General features: G+C 40.8%; 20 protein-coding genes and 2 pseudogenes. All 22 read right to left on the reverse strand.

The genetic code is table 11. The annotated features are described in order from the left end of the window. Window positions 1–30: 30 nt before the first annotated feature. Window positions 31–356 (reverse strand): annotated as a pseudogene (locus L6475_RS09575) (sugar transferase); the annotation flags it as partial. A 13-nt stretch (window positions 357–369) separates the two neighbouring features. Further along, window positions 370–1,221 (reverse strand): HNH endonuclease, encoded by an 852-nt coding sequence (locus tag L6475_RS09580; RefSeq protein ID WP_237819420.1) that lies wholly within the window; start codon window positions 1,219–1,221, stop codon window positions 370–372. Further along, complete coding sequence (locus tag L6475_RS09585; RefSeq protein ID WP_237819422.1) at window positions 1,208–3,172, reverse strand: AAA family ATPase; 1,965 nt, start codon at window positions 3,170–3,172, stop codon at window positions 1,208–1,210. The genes L6475_RS09580 and L6475_RS09585 overlap by 14 nt, the downstream gene beginning before the upstream one ends. Before the next feature lie 42 nt (window positions 3,173–3,214). Beyond that, the gene (locus L6475_RS09590; RefSeq protein WP_237819423.1) at window positions 3,215–4,321 is read right to left on the reverse strand and encodes a DGQHR domain-containing protein; all 1,107 of its coding nucleotides are present in this window, start codon (window positions 4,319–4,321) and stop codon (window positions 3,215–3,217) included. Continuing rightward, window positions 4,318–4,842 (reverse strand): hypothetical protein, encoded by a 525-nt coding sequence (locus L6475_RS09595; protein WP_237819425.1) that lies wholly within the window; start codon window positions 4,840–4,842, stop codon window positions 4,318–4,320. Before L6475_RS09595 ends, L6475_RS09590 begins: the two co-directional genes overlap by 4 nt. 151 nt (window positions 4,843–4,993) lie before the next feature. Then, entirely contained in the window at window positions 4,994–6,994 is a 2,001-nt protein-coding gene (locus L6475_RS09600) for a P-loop NTPase fold protein (RefSeq protein WP_237819427.1), read from the reverse strand. Beyond that, a complete protein-coding gene (locus tag L6475_RS09605) occupies window positions 6,991–7,212 on the reverse strand; it encodes a WbuC family cupin fold metalloprotein (RefSeq protein WP_237819429.1) in 222 nt (73 codons plus the stop codon). The genes L6475_RS09600 and L6475_RS09605 overlap by 4 nt, the downstream gene beginning before the upstream one ends. A 326-nt stretch (window positions 7,213–7,538) precedes the next feature. After that, window positions 7,539–8,774: a nucleotidyltransferase family protein gene (locus tag L6475_RS09610; RefSeq protein ID WP_237819431.1), complete on the reverse strand. Its 1,236-nt coding sequence runs from the start codon at window positions 8,772–8,774 to the stop codon at window positions 7,539–7,541. 27 nt (window positions 8,775–8,801) lie between these two features. Continuing rightward, window positions 8,802–9,002 (reverse strand): annotated as a pseudogene (locus L6475_RS14595) (dsDNA nuclease domain-containing protein); the annotation flags it as partial. Between the two features lie 257 nt (window positions 9,003–9,259). Then, on the reverse strand, window positions 9,260–9,613 hold the full coding sequence (locus L6475_RS09615; protein WP_370641594.1) for a WbuC family cupin fold metalloprotein: 354 nt from the start codon (window positions 9,611–9,613) through the stop codon (window positions 9,260–9,262). A gap of 386 nt (window positions 9,614–9,999) precedes the next feature. Continuing rightward, window positions 10,000–11,388, reverse strand: a complete 1,389-nt coding sequence (locus L6475_RS09620) for an NAD-dependent epimerase/dehydratase family protein (protein ID WP_237819433.1) — start codon at window positions 11,386–11,388, stop codon at window positions 10,000–10,002. 117 nt (window positions 11,389–11,505) lie between these two features. Continuing rightward, the gene (locus tag L6475_RS09625; protein WP_237819434.1) at window positions 11,506–11,925 is read right to left on the reverse strand and encodes a four helix bundle protein; all 420 of its coding nucleotides are present in this window, start codon (window positions 11,923–11,925) and stop codon (window positions 11,506–11,508) included. A 35-nt stretch (window positions 11,926–11,960) separates the two neighbouring features. Beyond that, window positions 11,961–13,124, reverse strand: coding sequence for a non-hydrolyzing UDP-N-acetylglucosamine 2-epimerase (wecB, locus tag L6475_RS09630; RefSeq protein WP_237819436.1), 1,164 nt, complete (start codon window positions 13,122–13,124; stop codon window positions 11,961–11,963). Between the two features lie 255 nt (window positions 13,125–13,379). Continuing rightward, a complete protein-coding gene (locus L6475_RS09635; protein WP_237819438.1) occupies window positions 13,380–13,766 on the reverse strand; it encodes a GxxExxY protein in 387 nt (128 codons plus the stop codon). A gap of 240 nt (window positions 13,767–14,006) precedes the next feature. Next, window positions 14,007–15,062: a polysaccharide biosynthesis protein gene (locus L6475_RS09640; protein ID WP_237819440.1), complete on the reverse strand. Its 1,056-nt coding sequence runs from the start codon at window positions 15,060–15,062 to the stop codon at window positions 14,007–14,009. A 73-nt stretch (window positions 15,063–15,135) separates the two neighbouring features. Next, on the reverse strand, window positions 15,136–15,537 hold the full coding sequence (locus L6475_RS09645; RefSeq protein ID WP_237819442.1) for a WbuC family cupin fold metalloprotein: 402 nt from the start codon (window positions 15,535–15,537) through the stop codon (window positions 15,136–15,138). Then, window positions 15,537–16,214, reverse strand: a complete 678-nt coding sequence (locus L6475_RS09650; RefSeq protein ID WP_237819444.1) for a PIG-L deacetylase family protein — start codon at window positions 16,212–16,214, stop codon at window positions 15,537–15,539. The genes L6475_RS09645 and L6475_RS09650 overlap by 1 nt, the downstream gene beginning before the upstream one ends. Before the next feature lie 143 nt (window positions 16,215–16,357). Beyond that, a complete protein-coding gene (locus tag L6475_RS09655) occupies window positions 16,358–17,008 on the reverse strand; it encodes a sugar transferase (RefSeq protein ID WP_237819446.1) in 651 nt (216 codons plus the stop codon). A 155-nt stretch (window positions 17,009–17,163) separates the two neighbouring features. Continuing rightward, window positions 17,164–18,279 carry a nucleotidyltransferase family protein gene (locus tag L6475_RS09660; RefSeq protein ID WP_237819448.1) on the reverse strand — a complete coding sequence of 372 codons (1,116 nt, stop codon included), beginning with the start codon at window positions 18,277–18,279 and terminating at the stop codon, window positions 17,164–17,166. Window positions 18,280–18,299: 20 nt separating this feature from the next. After that, window positions 18,300–19,157 (reverse strand): NAD(P)-dependent oxidoreductase, encoded by an 858-nt coding sequence (locus tag L6475_RS09665; protein WP_237819450.1) that lies wholly within the window; start codon window positions 19,155–19,157, stop codon window positions 18,300–18,302. Between the two features lie 105 nt (window positions 19,158–19,262). Beyond that, complete coding sequence (locus tag L6475_RS09670; RefSeq protein ID WP_237819452.1) at window positions 19,263–19,850, reverse strand: DapH/DapD/GlmU-related protein; 588 nt, start codon at window positions 19,848–19,850, stop codon at window positions 19,263–19,265. A 5-nt stretch (window positions 19,851–19,855) separates the two neighbouring features. Continuing rightward, window positions 19,856–21,067 carry a glycosyltransferase family 4 protein gene (locus L6475_RS09675; RefSeq protein WP_237819454.1) on the reverse strand — a complete coding sequence of 404 codons (1,212 nt, stop codon included), beginning with the start codon at window positions 21,065–21,067 and terminating at the stop codon, window positions 19,856–19,858. Window positions 21,068–21,085 lie beyond the last annotated feature (18 nt).

Here is a 21,085-nt window from a genome sequence, read left to right on the forward strand (position 1 = left end):
GGCTTCAATTGTGTTGCTTTAGCATTCCCCTGGCCCCACAAAGCTCATGTTGCCAATGAGCACATCCCACAAACCAGGAAGTTCATCCAGCTTGTAGTGGCGCAATTTAGCGCCAAACGGAGTTATACGGCTATCCCCGCCACAGACACTGTGCTGCCATTATGCTTCACGGTCATAGTCCTAAATTTGTGGCAATTGAACAACTTCCCGTCCTTTCCCACACGTTTCTGCACAAAGAACGCTGGGCCACCTGGCATTTTTATTTTCACCAGTACCGCCACAATCAGCAATACTGGCCACAGTATCAGCAGTCCAAGCAACGAGACTACTCTATCAAATAAACATTTAACTATCATACTCATTCGTTTATTACGCCATCATTGAGTGCAGCTCTGAAAGCTTGTCCAAAATCCATTTCATACACTCTGTAGATGTTATCAAGGCATCAAGATATACAGCCACAAAGTCATTGACATCTTTTCCTGTAATCTCATCTCTCAGCCACGATACTACCTCTTCCTCGCTATAGATTTCGTGACTTGCTAACACCTTTAAATAATAATATGCTTTCCCACTACTTGAACTATTGTAGTGTTCAAGAATATGCATTCGCTCAAAAGTACGCTCAATACGAGAATATACCTGCTTGTCAACACCATTTCTGTTATCAATATAAAAACTTGCCCTAGGCATGTCTTCTATCATAGCAACGTCACAAAACAGAAACTGTCTATTAGGACTTTCATCCAAATAGTTATTCCACAATGCCCTTTCGTTCGTGTCGGTCTTAAGCAATGTCCTCTTGGGGCCATTACAATCATTACATAGTGGTATCAGATTTCTTGGATGTACACAATATTCAGGATAGTCACCTTCTGGCACAAAATGATCAATGGTATTCGCTGGACCTATGCCGCATATGGGGCAAACGTCATCATAGATTCCAATTTCATTCCTTAATACCTGAAATTTCAGTTTTTGTATAGCCTCACAGTCTGCTTTGTACAGTTTCCCGTATCGGTTAAGTTCACCAGAGCTTAAACCTGACTTATTTACATTCTGCAAGTTGTCATGCAGAAACTTATCATCATAGTCATCGTGCAGATTCTTCAGTTTTCCTTGAATCGCTGTATATACTGGCTGAAGCCGCTCTGCTGTATCTGAGATAATTTCCTTTGCAAACTCTTCGCAACTTGTATCAATAGCCTTAAGCTTCCTCATCCCTTTCTCTTCTTTGTTTTATGAGTGCCTCTCGTATATATAGCTTGGCGTTTAAGCTCAGTGGTATACCATTGTTTTCTATTTTTTCTGCAATCGTCTCAAACGTTGCATTTCTTTCTTTCGCCCACTGGTCGATAAAGTTTGCAAATTTCTTCTGTTGGCTGTAGTTATCAAAAATCCTGTCTATCAGTACAGACACATCTTCTCCAAAACTTTCAATGGGGATTTTTGATATGTCCAGAGTCTTGCCGCTTCTGCGCATAACATACACCCTGTCTCCAACCAGTTCCCTTATAACCAGCGGCGAATGAGTTGTTATAATAGCGTATGAATTAAATTTTCTCACCAAAAAGAACAAACTTCTCATAATGGCTGTTATTCCATTGGGATGCATATGTTGCTCTGGCTCGTCTATCAACAGCAGGCTGTGAGGTCCGATATTCGATATAATGGACGACATAGACAGAAGCATGTTTCGTTGCCCCGAACTGAACTTCATCAGAATGTCAACAGTGAAGTCATTTTTTAGAACAACCTTCATATCGTCATCTACTTCTGAAAGAAGGCATAGTTCTTCATTGTCCATCACTTCTTCCATGGTCTCTTTCCAGTCATTCCCTAATGATTGTTCATTGATACGCGCAAACTGTTCTATCAATGCCTTTCTCAACTCCGAAACACCTTTTACCTTGCCCGTCTCGTCCATCAAGCCACAATATACATAGTTGAACCATGGTGAGGGTTTTAGGTCTGCAAAGATGTCAAAAGGAGAAAAAGATACCGCTATAATCTTACTGTATAAGGGCAGTTGTCCCTCAAAGTCCTCTTGATTTCTCCTTGATAACGCTTTAGGTAACTTTCGCAGAAAAGTAGTCTTACCCACTCCATTCTCACCTATTATACCATATATTTTGAGGTAGTCATTCTTGCGGCCTGGGGTAAAATCAAACGTAATAGGGTAACGTTGCTCAGAATACTCTGGCTTGAATCTATACTGAAAACCGAAGCTATCCTGAAGACTTCGCCCCATAGCATAATAGATGCCATATTCCAACATGTCGCGCCCTTCGTCACGCAATAGTGATGTGTAGTAGATCTCATTGTTCTCAAACTGACTTCTCAACAGCGGGTAGCATGCCACATCCCTCATAGCTTTCAGTATGGGCCATTTCTGCTCGCCCAGACAGTTGTGCATGTTTACATAGTAATCTTTGTCAAACCCTAAAGAACAACTGTCTTGACCTAATGTCGTGAAAGTTTTCTCTATTGCATCAAACGTATCTGAATTTTCACCTTTTAATATTCGGACATCACCAATGAAAGCATAGTCGCCTTGAGCCCTGTAATAATACATCACAAAGCGAGTATAATAACCATAGTCATTCCATCCGTCATCATAAACGAGCTGTACACTGGGAAAAACAGATGGTGAAGTTTGAAAACTACCATATTGTGTATGTCCCCTAGCCTTTACTACAAATATTGGAATGTCATTCTCTTTTATATCAGAGTACGCCTCACTAAGGGTAATAAACTCCAGGAATATTCTCTTCCCATTCTCCTCGACAGTAGAAATATCCAATTTCTGCTCATGCAGGTATGCTAACAACTCATTGATTGCATTCTGAATACTCAGTTCAGCATTACCACATTCGTTCAGTATTCCGATTACGAACTGTTCAAATTTAGCATCATCGTCATATATCTTTAAATCCGATACAAATATCCTGTCTGTATTCCAGTCATTATTATTGATAAAATGCTGCTGTACCTCATCTCCATAATGCACATAACGATGATCCTCTTTCCTTGGTATGGAATAAACATCCCAAATTGAAGAAAGTATATCCATAAAGCGGCCATAGCCAACAACATAATCAATGATTTTCAAATCTTTAAGTTGCTGATATACCTTCTGCTTAATTTCTTTTGTAAGAGATATTTGTCCCATAGTGAACGTATGTTATACTCTTTTACTTACGCCTTATACTTATTATTTCATATGTATGTCTTTGTTTGGGAGCCTATTTTTCAGTCTATCACGGAAGTCCCCATAAAGTTGACTTGTGGAATAAAGGCCCGATGAGCCATAGTTTTCAGCAGTAACAACTCCGTCTAAATCTTTTATTGGTTTTAACAACTCAAAAAAGAAATCGTAAGAAAACTTATGCTCTTGTAATCCTATTGGTACAATATCCTTAAATAAACGCATCATAGCATTATATCCTGTCGTCTTATTCAGTATTGATTCGGAATTAAGCCAGTCAATCTCAAAAATATTTTTTAAAGCTGTAAAATAATTCCATAGGATTTTATAAACAGACGCAGAATCTCTATTCTTGTAAAAACCCCAGAATATGTAGCGATGCTCATCATACATAAAATCATCAAATAAAGGGAAACTCTCTTTGCATGATTGCAGCTCATTCTTGATAAGATACCAATCCTTTTCTGCATATGTTAAATCGAATAACGGTCTTGAAAAAGAGGCCAAAGATATCATTCCATCATTCCTGGCACTTAATAGCTTTATTTGTTTGTGCCATGGTGATTCTGTATCATAATTAAAAGATTGAGCTATCTCCACCACCATCTTTCTTGGTGTAAATAACTTATCATTCAAGACAAGGTTTATGTTTAAGGATGGATCAACTTTAGTTTGTTCTGAATTGATCGTGGAAAAAATTTCTGCTTGTAGAGGGATTTCCAAATCCACAAAAATAGTCAAAATAAGCTCAAACTCGTTCCTATCATAATCTTTAAATCCGGCAAGACGATGTTGGCCGTCAATGATAGTAAACGTATCTTCTGAGGCCCTTAGCACCAGTTCTTCATCATTCCGACTTACAATATGCTTACTTGACACATTTACTATAATAGAATTGGGAAATGTGGCGTATTTTGTCGTCAGATATTTCTGAATCTGCTTAACCTTTTCTGTTTTCAGTTCTCGCTGAATACCCAACACCTCATCGTCATTGGTTATGTGACGTCTATCAACTTTCGACATTGACCATAGATCTGCATAACCTATCTTGGCTATATATAGCGAAGAGATCGGCTGCTTAACTTGAATTACTTTCAATTTGATGGTATTCATATATCTATTTTTTGTCCATTAATACTAGTCTCCGATTTTCGCATTCCACTATTAGCCAGTTCTACACTATTTGCCTTCACCTCATCATATTTACTTATCAGACCAAAGACCAAGGCCAAAGAGAATGTTGCAATAGTTCCATATTGATAAACCGCTAGTGAGAAGATGCTCATATTCTTTGTTATCTCAACCATTGCAATGGCAAACAATACTATTGTAAAAATGTAAGTAAGTATAGTTAAAATGTTCACCACCCGCTTATCTTTTCTCTGGTTATTCACTACCATCAATATAGATGTGTACAGTGATGCATTCGTAACAAGCACAATTTTCATAATCTCAAGCGACCACTCAAAATTATCTTGCTTTATTCCCCAAATAATAAAAATTTGAACAAGTGGAAAAGCATAAGTCATTAAAAACCATATAAATGATTCTTTAATTGTCGCCGGAAGATTCTTTAGAAACAATAAGAACCTTATCCAGTACTCTTTCATTTGTATACCTCTTTCATTCGCCATGAATAACTCTTTTTGATTCTTGTTTCAAATTTATGTTCTACATTACATCCCTCTATCTCACTCTCCACCATCTTCGTCAACTTCGGCATCATCAACTCAATCTTCCTACTCTTGACCTCATTGTACCTCTTAATCCAACGTTCCTCCTACCTCATTCAAATTTTTCTCCAAACTGTTTTGCCTTTTTATCCAACAGTTCATGTATCTTTGAACAATACTTTCGGGTTCCTGATGCCTCTATAGATTTATCAGATAGATAATCACTTAATATGCTCCAAAGATTATCAATAAACTCTCTATCTAAATCAAAACAATCCCTACTATCATATCTCTTATCGAAGAAATTCCAGTAGTCACGTTTGCGATAGTTATGGTATGAAATAAACAATCTAAAGAAACGTTCTGCTTCAATGTTCTTAAACAAATACGTAAGTACATGTTCGTAATTATCCAGACTTTCTGAAGAACTTGTGTTCAATACGATTCTCTCAAATTCTGCAGTGAGATTCTTTTGGTTGTTATGTGCATTAATCGCCCTTACTTTGTTGACTAACAACTCAAATTCTGGGGTGCTCACATCATCACTTTGATAGTAATATGCATCAAGCCCTTCAATAAAATGACTATTCTTACTCTTTGAGATAGCAGAATCAAATAACTCTTGCAACTCTGGCACAGACATCTTCAATTCTATAAAACCTAATTTATGAAGGCGTTGCAAGATTAGAAAAAAAAGAGGATAGTCTTGTAGCAAGAAACTCCCTTCTTTAACCTTTTCCAGAGTTTTTTTCACCGCATTCGCCATCACATCATCATCTGTATCCCAAAACTGTGTCAGATTCTGATACAATTGTTTCTCTTCTGATGTCTCATATCGTTTAATCTCAGCAGCTATACTCAGGATATTTGCTCTCATTGAGCCCTCATCGCAATATCCTGTCAATAGAAAATCAATCATCGGCATACTACTGCCGTAAATATAACTGTTAGTAAAATAGCACTTCCTTATGTTTCGTTGATAGTCGAGAATCTTTTCTTTTTCACTTTTATTTTCCTGTGGTTTCTGTTCGTCAGAATATTTTTCTGATTGTTTTCTCAAACTATCCAAGGTATCTAGCTGATAACTCCAGTTCTTACTTATCTCAGCCAAGCTCTTCAGTTTGATTTCATCATTATCCCTTCTATACTCAATCGAATAAACAATACTCAGTAGCAACATGTAATCTGCAATTGCATTCACTTGTTGTTCCTTGTATGGTCGCATTGTTTCCACAATCATACTATAGACTTGCTCATAGATATCAAGGTTGAACTTCAGTGTACGAAGGTTGCTACAGTTACCCTTTTGAAATACATAGGCAATAAAGTCTTTCTTCTCAATCAGGTATTTGGAATAATCATCATTTCTTTCCTTCGCAAATTCCACTACCATCTTCGCAATATCAGATTTAATGGTATGTGTGAAGCGAACTATCTTCTCTTTGTATTTACGATAGTCTATCTGTTCCAATTCGCTATCATTACAGATAAAGACCACCTTCACTTTGTTTTGCTCTACCAATGTGTTGATATACCCTAACAATTCTAAGAGCAATGAAGGCTTAATTCGTTCAAGATCATCAAAGCATAAAACATAATGATCCAGATTTACAGAAAACACCTCCAACAAGTTCGATAGGTCCTTCGCATTTGTTTCACTGACATTAAATATGCCGGCAACTTTATTAACGAATAGTCCCGTAAGTTTAGCACCTGCCTTAACTTTCTTGTTAGCAAAGAAGCTGTTGGTCTCTTCAAATATCTTTATTCGCAAATCGTCAACAGAACTAATTCCAAACAAAGAAATCTTTGCTACTTTATAATATGATGGTTTTTCTGCAGAATTGTCTTTTGTTGGTAGTTTCTTTATTTGCTCAGTTAGCACATTCTCCCAATACCAAGATTTTCCTGCTCCCCATTCTCCATCTATCATAATGGCATAATCGGTATCTTTGGCAGACAAGTAGTCTGTTATGATCTTATCAATTTGCATATCTGGCCACTCCTTTCGTCCCTTATCCAGCGATTCTATAGCGTTTTCTACTTTCGGTCTTCTTTGCGACCGGAAGAAGGAACTACAGTATTGCCAAATCGCCTTCAACACTTTCTTCATTTCTTTGGAAATTCTAAGATTCCATCTTCTTCGTGCTCCACGAACGGCCCCTCCTTGCACTCAAAGATTACAGAATTCTCCTCAAGGCAATCTATCGTATGCCACACGCCTTTCGGAATATTCACGCCATATCGACCTTCTTCTGCACAGAGTATAACATCCTCAATAATCGTCCCATCACCATTAACAGTGAACCATGAACCATCAGTACGTCTCATCCTTCGTTGGATGACGATGTATCTCAACCTTAGTTGCCATGAACCGTTAATCAATCATGAACCATGAACCTTGAACCATTAACCATAATTGTGGCACTTATCCTCAAGGCTCTGATGACGCTCGAGCTCTGCCGCTTATTCGAACATCGCGAGTCTTAAGAAGGTCTTAAGAAGTTATAATTCTTTGCAAGCAAAGCGGTAAACCGAGCGCATCCTCAGCCTTGGTGACTCCTTCGCTTCTGCAGAAACCTTATCTAACAATGTAGTATCAATTATTTTCATTACTTAGTTATCGTTAAGGTCAAGGTTAACGTGCGGCTTGCCGCCTATTCCCCTTTTACGGCAGATATAATTCCATTGAACATAATCCTTGGGAAGAACCTTAGGGAGTCCAGCGGGAAGATCCTTGCATGATTTATCAAGTCACCAATTCGCCTGCCCATGGAGACACACTTTCTTATGAGATATGGATACTTGCTGAAATGACTCATATCTCGATTGTGCCCCATATTGCCAGACTTCAGTATAAACTCCATTATCCGGTCTGCCTTCTTGTCATACCGTGAATCACAAACCATGAAGTCTGCGATTGAGTCATGAGCAGAGCCAAACTTGTTTGAGCTATGTCGTGACGTAGCAGACTCGACGCCAGTCAACCTTACGCTCGACCTCTGGTCGCTCATTCGAGCTTGCGAGTCTTGAGAACCCAAATCTGGCATACCAAGGTATCTGCTTGCCAGATTATAGAATGCTTTCCATTCGCTCATCAGTCCTGCTCGTCTTATTCGTTTCTTCAATAATCCGTAGTTCAATGAGTCCCTATACGTCCACATCAGTCTGCACCAATCACAAATCTGCCTCAGTCCAACGCCCTCTTTATAAAAATGCTGCAGAATATGAGTAAATACATAGAAAGCATCATTTTCTGCTTTCAGTAAGAATATCTGCGTTTGTCCGTTCGTCCACAAACGCACCTGACCATCATAGAAAGTATCCTCTTGTAATCTAACTAATACTTTGTCTACTCTAGACGACAATCCACTTTTTAGAGTTCCATGAAGTTCCACAGCCCAACCTTCGATGTCCATTGCGAAATGTTTTTTCGCAACTTCTTCTGGTTCTGTTATTTTACCTAATGGAAGCAGAAGTTCTTTCGCTTTTTGGTAATTTTCATCACTCAAGAACAAATCAACATCACCAAAAGATCTCCATAATGTTTTCTCATAACATTGTGCTATTCCTTGCCCTTTTACGAGAATAGCATAGATATCATTCCTTCGCAGTTTTTCTATAAGATTAGTCACAAAGGCATTCATCTTCTTATTCCGCTGCTCTATCATCAGCACCTTACGAATCCACTGCAGTAGCAAAACCCGAGGAGGCTTTACGTCAGAACGCTCTAACCCAGCGAGTACAAGTCCTAGAACTGATTGTTCGGTAGCAAGTCGATATACCTCCTGCCAGTCTGTGGTTCCGTCAATCAGCAAGTCCAGATTTCCGTTCCCCCACAGCCCTACTCGTAATAAAGCAAAGAAAGCCTGTATGTTATGATCGTTAATCATTGCACCAAGGTCAACGTCAAGGTATCACTATCTCAAGATACAGTTCGTTATTCTCCATTTCTTTCTCCACCCAGCAGCAGCAGTATTAGTCTTTACTTGGTAGAAGTCTATATATTGCGGATATTCGTCAGAATCTAAAACCAGAATATCATCTTGATAATCGAATATGACAGTATATGGTTTGCCATCCTCCTCTAATTCAAGGAGGCGCTTTAACCCCCAGTCAAGCTGGTAGGCAAATCAGTTGCCTGCCATCGCGCCAGCGTTTTCACGGGGTTTCTTAGCAACTATACTATCAAATGCATTCATAAATCTGAAATATCCGTTTAATCCGTGCCACTCGAAGTGAGCTCTATCGAACTATCCGTGTTCGAAAAAGAACATCTGCGATCTCCGTGATTTCTGTGTGACCTCTCCGTTAAGGTTATCGTTAAGGTTAAGGTTATCGTCAAGGTTATCGTTAGCGTTTTAGTACGCCTTCCTCCTCATGCGGTACACGCTCGACCTTGTCGCTCATTCGAGCTTGCGAGTCTTGAGAACGGCCCCTCCTTGCACTCAAATATCACGCTATTGGGCTCCAAGGCCTCAATCGTATGCCACACCCCTTTCGGAATATTCACGCCATACCGACCTTCATCCGTACATAGCACCACATCCTCGATAATCGAGCCATCATCCCTACGCGTAGTCACCCGCACCTTCCCTCGTAGAATCACGAATGTCTCATCCTTTGTTGGATGCTTGTGGATAGGCACTTCCGTTCCAGGCTCAACAGCATTCAAAAAGCGATGACATTTATCATCAAGGCTCTGATGAAAATTATAGTTCTTTGCAAGCAAAGCGGTAAACCGAGCGCATTCTTAACCTTGGTGAAGCTTGCGCTTCCACAGAAACTTTATCTAACAATGTAGCATCAATTATCTTCATTATTTAGTTATCGTCTAGGTGCAAAGTTTGCTTTTTCTGCTCAGAGAGCAGGTTTTTTCCATAACAGTATTAAAATACTCTGAAAGAGGATTAAGATATAAGATAGGTATTTTTATCTAAAAGCTTGTTTTTAAGAAAAAATAGATAGATTATATCAATAGTGCTGCATAGCACTTTAATCCTGGCATGGGGTTTTCGATGTTTTTGTTCTTTTCGATGTTTACGGAATAGCTAACTGTCAATTATCAATTGTCAATTGTCATAAATTCGTGTTGATTAGTGAGATTCGTGGTCGTTCTTATACTGGTTCAAAGTACGTATCTGGTTTGTTGGGATCAAATACCTCGTTGCAGTACATCACTGTAACCAGATTTTCTGTTTCCGACAGGTTGATGATATTATGCGTATAACCGGGCAGCATGTGTATGCACTGGATATTGTCACCACTTACCTCAAACTCGATTATTTCGTCTGTACCCAACTTACGCTCCTGAATCAAGCCATGACCAGCCACCACAATGAAGAACTCCCACTTGGTGTTATGCCAGTGCTGACCTTTGGTGATACCGGGCTTGGAGATATTGATGCTCACCTGACCAGCATTGAGGGTATGAACCAACTCTGTAAACGAGCCACGGTCATCCACATTCATTTTTAAGGGGAATGCCACCTTTTCCTTGGGCAGATAGCTCAGGTATGTACTGTACAGTTTCTTAGCAAACGAGCCTGAAGGAATCTCAGGAATCATCAGCGTCTTAGGCTGTTCTGTGAACGACTGAAGCAGATCAACGATTTCACCTAATGTTATCTTATGAGTTACTGGACAGTAACAATAACGCCCTATTTTGACCACGGATTGCTCGGATTGAACGGATGTTTTTTTATCCGGGTTATCAGTTGAATCCGTGGTTGTATTATCATTCGGGGTCGGTATAATTTCGAGACCATCGAATTCGCATCTGTGTTCTTCACCTTTCAGGCAGGCAATCATCTCATCCACCAAATCATCAATATACAGCAATTCCAGTTCTACGCTTGGATCGTTGACTGTATAAGGCAGGTCGTTAGCAAATGCATTGCAGAATGTTGCCACAGCACTATTGTAGTTTGGACGACACCACTTACCAAAGAGGTTGGGGAAGCGGTAGATTAAGACCCTTGGTCTCAAACCTTTATTATCAAGATTTTGAGAATTAGAGAAATCCTTATCCGTTCCATCAGTGTTTTCCGTGGTCTGCGAGTTAATTCTTAAATTCTCTAATTCTTGACCCTTAAGAAAATCGCGTTCATAGTCGAGGAACAAGTCTTCCCCAGCCTTCTTCGAACGTCCATACTCACTATTCCCAAAGCGACCAGTAAGAGAAGCCTGTTGAGAGCTTGACAGCATCACTGGGCAGGTATTCTTATGCTTCTTCAGCGTGTCCAGCAATGTACTGGCAAACCCAAAGTTGCCCTGCATAAACTCCTCCTGGTTCTGTGGACGGTTTACACCAGCCAGATTGAACACAAAATCGGCATTCTTGCAGTACTCATCCAACAACACTGGGTCAGTATCAATGTCGTACTCGAAAATCTCTTCAATCTTCAGTTCAGGAAACCTCCTGTCCTTACCTTCTTGTATATTGCGCAGGTTAGCACAGAGATTTCTCCCCACAAAACCTTTCGCGCCAGTTACTAAAATTTTCATATCATGAAAAGTTTAAAGCGTTTAAGATGTTTAAGAGTTTAAGGGTTTAAGCCGCAAAAGCGGTGGTTTAAAGGTTTAAGATGTTCAAAGGGTTTAAGATGTTTAAGGCTCTTTGCGCTAGTCCTCTTGAACTTTTGAACCATTAAACTCTTTAAACTTAGCACCCGTCAAGTCGCTCGTTTTTATCTCCTTAATAAAGTTCATGATAGAGGCTGAGAGTTTTCTACAATCAGAATAGAGTTCTTCGTACTCTTCTGGAGTCAAATAGCCAATATCATTTGCTCTTATCAGCTGAGAGCGTACTTCACCACAAGAACCTTTAGCGATATATAAGAAGTTCAAGAATTCTTTATTGCCAGTTCTTTCGAACCCTTCAGCAATATTATCCATGATGGAACCTGCCGCTGCTCTAATCTGCTGAACAAAGCGATAATCGGACTTGAACCCTTCCCTATTTGTAACAGGATAAATCTTCTTTGAAAGCTCACGTGCTTTCTGGAAGATTGAAAGTTCTTCAAAGTCTCTTACTGCAGCCATCTTAAACTTCTTAAACCTTTAAACTCCTTAAACTATTACAATTCCTTCCTCCAGACCATTTTGTTTACAATACCCACGTAACTCTGGATAATCTTGACTACTTTGGTAGAGACATTCTCCTCGATATAGTCAGGAACGGGGATTCCGTAGTCACCATTCTGGTTCAATGTCACTGCAGTATCTACAGCTTGAAGCAATGACTTTTCATCGATGCCAGCAATGATGAAGCATGCCTTATCGATAGCCTCAGGACGTTCTGTAGAGGTACGGATGCAGATAGCAGGGAATGGATGACCGACAGAAGTGAAGAATGAACTCTCTTCAGGCAGAGTACCAGAGTCAGAAACCACGGCAAACGCGTTCATCTGAAGGCAGTTGTAATCGTGGAAGCCCAGAGGCTCGTGTTGAATGACACGCTTGTCGAGTTTGAAGCCAGACTGTTCCAAACGTTTGCGAGAACGAGGATGACAACTGTAGAGAATAGGCATATCATACTTCTCTGCCATCTTATTGATAGCGGTGAAGAGACTCATAAAATTCTTCTCAGTATCGATATTCTCTTCACGGTGCGCAGAGAGCAGAATGTACTTGCCCTTCTCCAAACCAAGACGCTTGTGGATGTCACTTGCTTCAATCTCTGCAAGGTTCTGATGAAGCACCTCAGCCATAGGACTACCGGTCACGTAAGTACGCTCCTTAGGAAGGCCAGTATCAGCCAAATACCTGCGGGCGTGCTCGCTGTAAGCCATGTTCACATCAGAAATGATATCCACAATGCGGCGGTTTGTTTCCTCAGGCAGACACTCGTCCTTGCAGCGGTTGCCAGCCTCCATGTGGAAGATAGGAATATGCAGACGCTTAGCACCAATTACGCTCAGGCAGCTATTGGTATCGCCCAATACCAGCACTGCATCAGGCTTGGTCTCAACCATCACCTTATATGATTTGTCAATGATGTTACCCATCGTGCTGCCGAGGTCATCACCCACAGCCTCCATGTAGATATCAGGATCAGCCAACTTCAAATCTTTGAAGAACACCCCATTCAGGTTATAGTCATAATTCTGACCAGTATGTGCCAGCAGACAGTCAAAGTACTGACGGCACTTGTTAATCACTGCGGCAAGGCGGATAATCTCCGGTCTTGTACCCACGATTATCAGCAGCTTCAGTTTTCCGTTATTCTTAAATTCAGCCATTATTTTCTGTTTTTTATTCCTATAATTATTATCTTTTTATTCCGAAAATATCCTAAAACAACTAAATTCCCTAAAATGATTCTTTCTGATGACAGACTATGGTCTGCTTTATTCAGAATAAAGGTTGATATTGTTTTGAATCATCTTGAAAGTGAACTTTCAGAGTGATTCTCAATAATAACAACATATCATCAGTAAGAATCTACATATTTATTTTTGTTATTTTCGTCTTTTCGTGCTTTTTCGGGATCCAAACTACTCTCGAATATTACTATTGAGAACTCGCACAGGTTCCATATACAGTTCGTTAAAGTTACACAATATACCCAACTCATAGTTGGTTATCGAAAGATAATTACGAACCTGAGCCTTGTGAACGTCAGTAAGTTCGCTCACAGCCTTCAGCTCGACAATTATCTTGTCATAGCACACAAAGTCTGCTATGTATTGTGCATCGAGTTTTTGGTCTCTGTAGTAAACATCAAACCTCTTTTCGCGTTCGAAAGGAATGTTTCGGTGTTTTAACTCAATGGCCAGAGCCTCTTGATACACCTTTTCGAGCAGCCCTACACCGAGACGTTTATGAACCTCAAATATAGCTCCAATTATCTTTGCAGACTCTTCTTTGTATATTATAGCCATTTTCGTCTCTTATGCTTTAATTCCGAAAGCGTCCATAAATAGCGAAAGCTTCGAAAACTGATTCTAACTGATGACAATCCTGTTAGAGATTGCTTTGCTGTTGGCAAAGGTTGATATGACAAAAGTGTGATGGGAACTCGCTCACAATAGCACTTAGGTTATAGCAACATATCATCAGTAAGAAACTACCGCTTTTAATTTTCGCATTTTTAGAGTTTTTCAATATTTACGGAATCCCAATTAAACAAGATTAGGAATACCATTCAACTCATTCTGAATGTACTGGAGACTCGCAATCTTCTCCTTCGTCTCCTCCAGATTCAGGATCCTCGTATTATTCGAATTGAACTCATCTATCAATGCACGCTTCACGTCACCCTCCTTGAAGTACTTGTCGTAGTTCAAGTCGCGGTTATCAGCAGGCACTGCATAGAAATTACCCATATCAATAGCCTTGGCTGCCTCCTCCTTGGTGAGCAGTGTCTCATACATCTTCTCACCATGACGGATACCAATCACGCGAATCTCCGGTTCATTAGGAGCCTGATGCTTAAAGAGATCCACCACAGCCTCAGCCTGGGTCTGAATAGTGCAAGCAGGCGCTTTCTGCACGAGGATATCACCATTCTTACCATTCTCAAAAGCGAAGAGCACCAAATCCACAGCCTCTTCAAGCGACATAATGAAGCGCGTCATGCTGGGTTCAGTGATGGTGATAGGATTACCCTTACGAATCTGATCAATCCAGAGAGGAATCACAGAACCACGGCTGCACATCACATTACCGTAACGTGTGCAGCAAATCTTCGTGTCACCACTCAGACGGCTCTTAGCCACAGCTATCTTCTCCTCAATGGCCTTGGTAATACCCATTGCGTTGATGGGATATGCAGCCTTATCTGTGCTCAAGCATATCACGCACTTCACACCAGCATCAATAGCTGCATCCAGCGTGTTGTCCGTACCAATCACATTCGTCTTCACAGCCTCCATCGGGAAGAACTCACAGCTGGGCACCTGCTTCAGGGCTGCAGCATGGAATACATAATCCACACCCTTCATGGCGTATTTCAGTGTGCTCTTGTTACGCACGTCACCAATGTAGAACTTAATCTTGTTTGCCACCTCAGGCATACGTGCCTGGAAGTCATGACGCATATCGTCCTGCTTCTTCTCATCACGCGAAAAGATACGTATCTCCCCGATGTCAGTGCGAAGAAAACGGTTCAACACTGCATTACCAAAACTACCTGTGCCTCCAGTAATCAGGAGGACTTTGTCTTTAAATACTGACATAATATTCTTAATGTTTAAATTGTTATATTCGTTATTTTATATTTCGTACTTCAGCCATCATACAACAGCCATCTTACATCTTTAGGACATCGCAGTCCTGAATCGGTTCATACTTCCCATCTTTCATTTCCAGAATGACTGTGCCGGATTCCAGAGACTGTACCGTGTGCCACTGTCCTGCAGGGATATTCAATGCCATGATAGGACCATTGGGCGAGAGTTCTATGCGTTCAGTGCAAGTTCTCTCTAAGTCATCATAGTATTCTTCCACTAATCTACCTCGCAAACAAACAACAGTTTCCGAAGTTTTCTGGTGTCTGTGAATAGGCAATGGTGAGCCAGGTTCTATTGCATTCAACATCCTCTGAGAAGTATCCTCAGCAGAGTCACGCAAGTCAAGATTCATGCGAAGCCTTGGCGATTCCTTTGCCTTAGCCGTAAGATCATCAAGTATTGCTTGTGAAATATTCATCATCAATACACTCTTAGTACCACTTCAAACGCCTCGGCGTAGTTTACGCCCCACTGACTGCCACGCACAGCAGCAAGGCCAGCGATATATTCTGCTGAACGGGGATGCGGATAAGGTCGCATCACACCACGATACATGCCCAAAGCCTTTATCTTGGCATCTACGCCCTCTTTCCCCACTTCAACAAAGCAGTTGGGATTGAACGTCTGCATGGCATTGTTAATCTTCCACTCCGTGCAACTGGGCACCTCCATATACCAGAACTCCTTCACACGCTTCACCTCCGGCCTGCGCTGGAACAGACGTATTGCCTCCTGGCACGCCATCGACGTCTGCAGGTGGTCGTTATTCGTGTCCGCAGGATGATGCGTGATGATGATGTCCGGCTCACTCTCCTTGATGGCACTTTCGATGAACTGCACCAACTGCAGATGCGGCACAGTGTTCATCTCGATGTTCGGGAAAGTCCCCTCATATTCCTTGTTCACACCGATATACTTCAATGCCGCATGCGTGTCATCATCCAGCTCCTTGTCATCCGGACGGAACGCACGCGCCTTCGCCTCTGTGCACATAATGCACACATCCACCTGGTCACCTTTGTGTGCCCATTTCCAAATTGATGCACCTGCACCCAGCACCTCATCATCCGGGTGCGCCACTACGATTAAGTATTTCATATTCTTTAGTTGTATTTTTCTCGTTTTCGTTAGCTCTACAACCCTTAACTCTTAGCCATTAAACTATTCGATTATCGTTATCGTCAGCGTTATCTTTAGCTCTACAGCCCTTAGTTATCGTCAGCGTTATCGTTATCGTTAAATCATGCCATCTTCGAGTACCCCACCAACTTATCATGCATCCATTGTGGATACTTGCCCACGGCTGTGTAAAGGATGGCTAACACCGTCCAAATAATCAGTTTGATGTCACCGAAAAAGCTCGCGTGCTTTACATAATACACATCCAGCTTCAGGCGGATGGGAAGCACCTTCTCGTTGTATTCTTCTTCATCTGGGAATTGGTCGCCATATATGTAATCCCACAGACTTGATTGACTTGTCAATCCACAAGGCACTGTCGCAGCAATAGCATTTTCTCCACCACGAGTTATCTCAACTTGGTCAACAGCTGCAGGTCTTGGTCCAACAACCGACATGGTTCCATTTAGAATGTTTATCAGCTGGGGTAATTCATCTATCTTAAGCCTACGCATAATCTTACCCCACCAGAAGATACGATCTTGGTCAGGGCGTAGCGATGCCTCATTAGCACCTTTTGCTACTCGCATAGAGCGGAATTTCCACATTTTGAACTCTTTATTGTCTTTACCTACACGTTTTGCAAAGTAAAACAACGGCCCGGGATCACTCAGCTCTGTCAGGATGATTGAAAACAGCCAAATAGGCGAGGTGCCAATAATGCCAGTCATGGCACATATAAAGTCAAAAAATCGTTTTATAAATCTATACATTTTTCTATAAAGTTCAAAATATTCGAGTTGCTCAAGGTATATATTTATGCGCTTACCTTTTCGCTCACTTTAATTTCCTTAATAAAAATCATTATTCCAGCTGAAAGTGAACTCTACTTTGTAGTCCTGAACTCCCGCACAGTTTTTCAGATACTTCATATAGTTTTAGGTTTCAGCAAGTGTCCCCATACTCCACTCCAAAAGGCAGACCATCTGCTTTCGCTATAGCATAATTCTTGCTTCCAAGCATTTCCTTGCCAGCGGCGGTATTTATATACCAACCTGGGAATTAAGGAAGAAGGCTCGCTCGACGAATATTGGGGATACAAAATATCATTCAACACCTTTTCTTTCAGATCTGGATTGAACCGAACTGTCGGAAAAATGCATACCTCAAATCCCAAATCCTCCACACAGATTGCATTGATAGTGTTATAGAAATCCATCATATGGAACTTCTTCAAAATACCCATCAGCCATTCCCAATCCACCTCTTTTCCATGTTTCTCCACAAAAAAGCCCCAGTCTATCAACTGTCTCAAAGACATTGAAAAAGAGGTAAAATCATTCATAATATGCTTCAGAAGGAACAGTGCATGCAGATTGGGGGAAGGTAAATACACTTTTTCATTATTCAATACAACAAAATGGCTGTCATCTTTCCCGAGCTCCTTGAAAATCTTCTCCAACTCCACATTGGCCTTATGATGATAAACATTAATAAAGTCGTAGTGGTTTTCCACCATAAAATCATTCCAGTAGAATACAGTATGATGGTGATGACTATTATCTATCTTAAACTCATGAACATTGGTAATCGGCTTTGCCGATTCGCTAGCTGAAGAACTCTTTAACGAAGAATATAGGGCTGCATCTGCCTCTTTTTGTTGCCCAAATTGCCAAATATCGATATCTCCACAAGGCCTATGATTAGACTTTGACCAGTCAAGGCTACAAGCATACCCTTTCAGCACCATCATCTTTAATCCATGCTGATTGTAGAATTCTGCTAACGAACTAATAGCTTTTTCATACTCTGCATACCTCGCCTCATAGTTTTGCATCATCTCACCGATCCAGTTGAGGAGAAACAATTGATGAGGACGATTTTCTTTAGGAAGGCTCTCTATTCCATCTAAAATAATAGCTGTAAGTCCTTGTCTGTCAGATAGGACTTTTACAGTAATCCAATCAATATCATCTGCTTGCAATTTACTGTAATGGCCTAATCCAAGTCTAGTCAATTTTAGAAGTATTTCCTCTGTTTTCATTGTCAAAGATATACGAGCCATCAAATTGTTCTAAATGGCCAAAGAGCCTTGAACACCAAATACGTTTTATTACTTTTTCCAAAAACTAATCTAATTACATAATAGCCACACTGTACCATCCATCTCGGGAACCACAGGACATGAGTAGCTCTACCCTCTGCCTTTTCTGCCTTAATCAAATTATTAATATCGAGCAGTTCTTGGTCTTTTATCACATGAATAGTATTATCCACATCCTTATCCACCCATTCTACCATAGCAGCCACTGCCCCTGTGACGTTTAGCACTTCAAACTTTTCTCCGTTACCAATCCTATATGCCCAATTGGGGTATTTGAGATAATAGCGTTTTTCAATATCTCTCTTTACTTCGGGCGTGTAAACTGGCGAGAATCGATATATATTCCATACTTTGCAGATATCCTTCAGTCGGCCTTCAGCCAATGCCTTACTCTTACCATAATTGGAGATTGGGTTTAACTCAGTATCAGGAGTAACCAGTCCCCTCACCATTCCAATGGCATCTACTGTGCTGATAAATAACACCGGAACATTATGCTTTGCACAAGCTCCAAATACATTTTCTGCACATTCTACATTAATCTTATAATAAACCTCCCATGTAAGGTTCTTCATTCCTGCCGTATGCGCTAAGGCTGCCAGATGAATACAACGGTCTATTTTGTTCTCTTCAAATACTTTGTTCACATCTTCCTTAGAAGCAAGATCCAGAACAACCTGCGTCAAACTGTTATCGTTAGGGTTAACGTTATCGTTTTCCCTCCGGTCAATCCCAATAACCGTATGACCTTTTTCAATCAGGCCTTTTACCACATAGCTGCCTATCATTCCAGCAGACCCAGTCACAAGTATGTTCATTGTATGATACTTTAATTTGTTTTCATTAACGCTAAGGTTATTGCTAGTCCTACAGTTCTTAACTCAAAGTTTTTAAGACTTGAACTGCTTATACAACTTGAGCTCTTAAACCTCTGAATCTCTACGTGGTATTTCCTTTAACACCTTCGCAGGCCTTCCTGCAGCAATAGTCCATGCTGGTATATCTTTCGTAACAAGCGAACCGGCACCAACAATTGCGCCCTCTCCTATGGTTACTCCAGGCATAACAAAACTCTCCATACCTACTAGGCAACCTTTTTTCAGCACAATCGGTTTCACGATATAACCTAATTTATTATAGTCGCTCCCTACAAAATAGTCTTTAAAATCTCTTTGATGACAGAGTAATCTGGTACCACTAGCCACACTTACACCATCTTCAAGCGTAATCATATCCGCATGCCCCTGATCAATACGAACATGGTCACCAATAAAACAACCTTCACCAACATGACATCCCATTTTGCGCATCAGCCTTGGACGCAACTTTCTCGGAGCAAACGGTTCCAAGATGGCCCAATCCATCATGTTCTGACGATGCTTCTGACGTATGTTATGGAAGAACTGCCAGACGACCCGCCCGAGACTTACATCACCGTATTCCTCCTCTGAGTAGTTGAAACCTAAAGCCCTCAGCAGCTTGAACGTTGTACTTAATTTTTTCTTTTCCATTGCAATTAACATCTAGCACCAATAATCTTCTCAAGATTATCAATGCAGTCATTCAATCTATAATGTTTCATATAAAAATCTCTTCCGTTCTCCCCCATCTTCTTGAAAGATTCCCGGTTTGTCAAGACTTTATTCTTAATGATATCTATCAAAGCCTTTGAGTCACCAGCTGGAACAGCATAACCACACTGACTTTCCTCAATAATGTCTGCTCCACCACAACCTATCATAGCCAACACTGGTCTTCCGGCTGACATATAGGACTGTAAACGGGCTGGAACAACGGCTTCCAAATGAGGGAATCCAGCACGTAGTGTCACCAACATCGCATCTGCTTGTTTATAAAATGCAGGCATGGCTTTAAATGGGTACTGGCCTAAACATACCGCCCTATCCTCGAGCCCATTCTCTTTTATGACATTTTCTAGCCATTCCCTGCGAGAACCACCACCGACAAACACCCACTTCACTTCAGGAACATCTTTCAATCCCAGCATCACTTCCGTCACAGCTTCAAGATTCTGCGATTTTCCAAGATTACCCGCAATCATTATCTTGAAGCCATTTGGCAGTTGGGGTATTTCATAGTTGTCATCCATCTCCATAATATCATCGCTCCAATTTGGGAAATAGATAATCTTATCTGCAAAATCACCTTTTGCAGATATCGCATCACGGAATCGTTCACTCGTTATTAGTATTTTATCCGTATGTCTGTATATTCCCATAACCAACTTATCCACAAAGTGGAGTACTTTCTCATTCTTCACTCCACCACCAGACTTCATGGCATCCGGCCATAAGTCCATTATCCAGTAATAGAATGGAGTCTTACGCAGTTTTCTCAATAGCAGAGCAGGATAAGCCTGGAATATAGGTGATGGTTCGTGTCCGATGATACAATCATATTTCTTTTTCCATGCGAACTTAAACAGTACCCACAGACAACCACTAACTACAAAAGAGAAGTAATTCACCGGCAACCGCCATCCACCCCGCCCTCTTGGAGTCTGAAATACACGATACACATTCACCCCATTCACTACTTCGTGACGTTTTTTGAATATCCCATATCCCTTAAAATACTTTCCTTCTGGATAGTTTGGAATACCCACAAGCGCATCCACCTGATGCCCACGCTTCACCAGTTCAAAAGCAAGATCATTACTCTTGAATACCTCTGGGTAAAAATATTGTGTTACTAATAGTATTTTCATTTTCTAAAACCCTTAAAC

The organism is Prevotella sp. E9-3, from assembly GCF_022024015.1.
In the GTDB taxonomy this organism is placed as follows: Bacteria; Bacteroidota; Bacteroidia; order Bacteroidales; family Bacteroidaceae; genus Prevotella.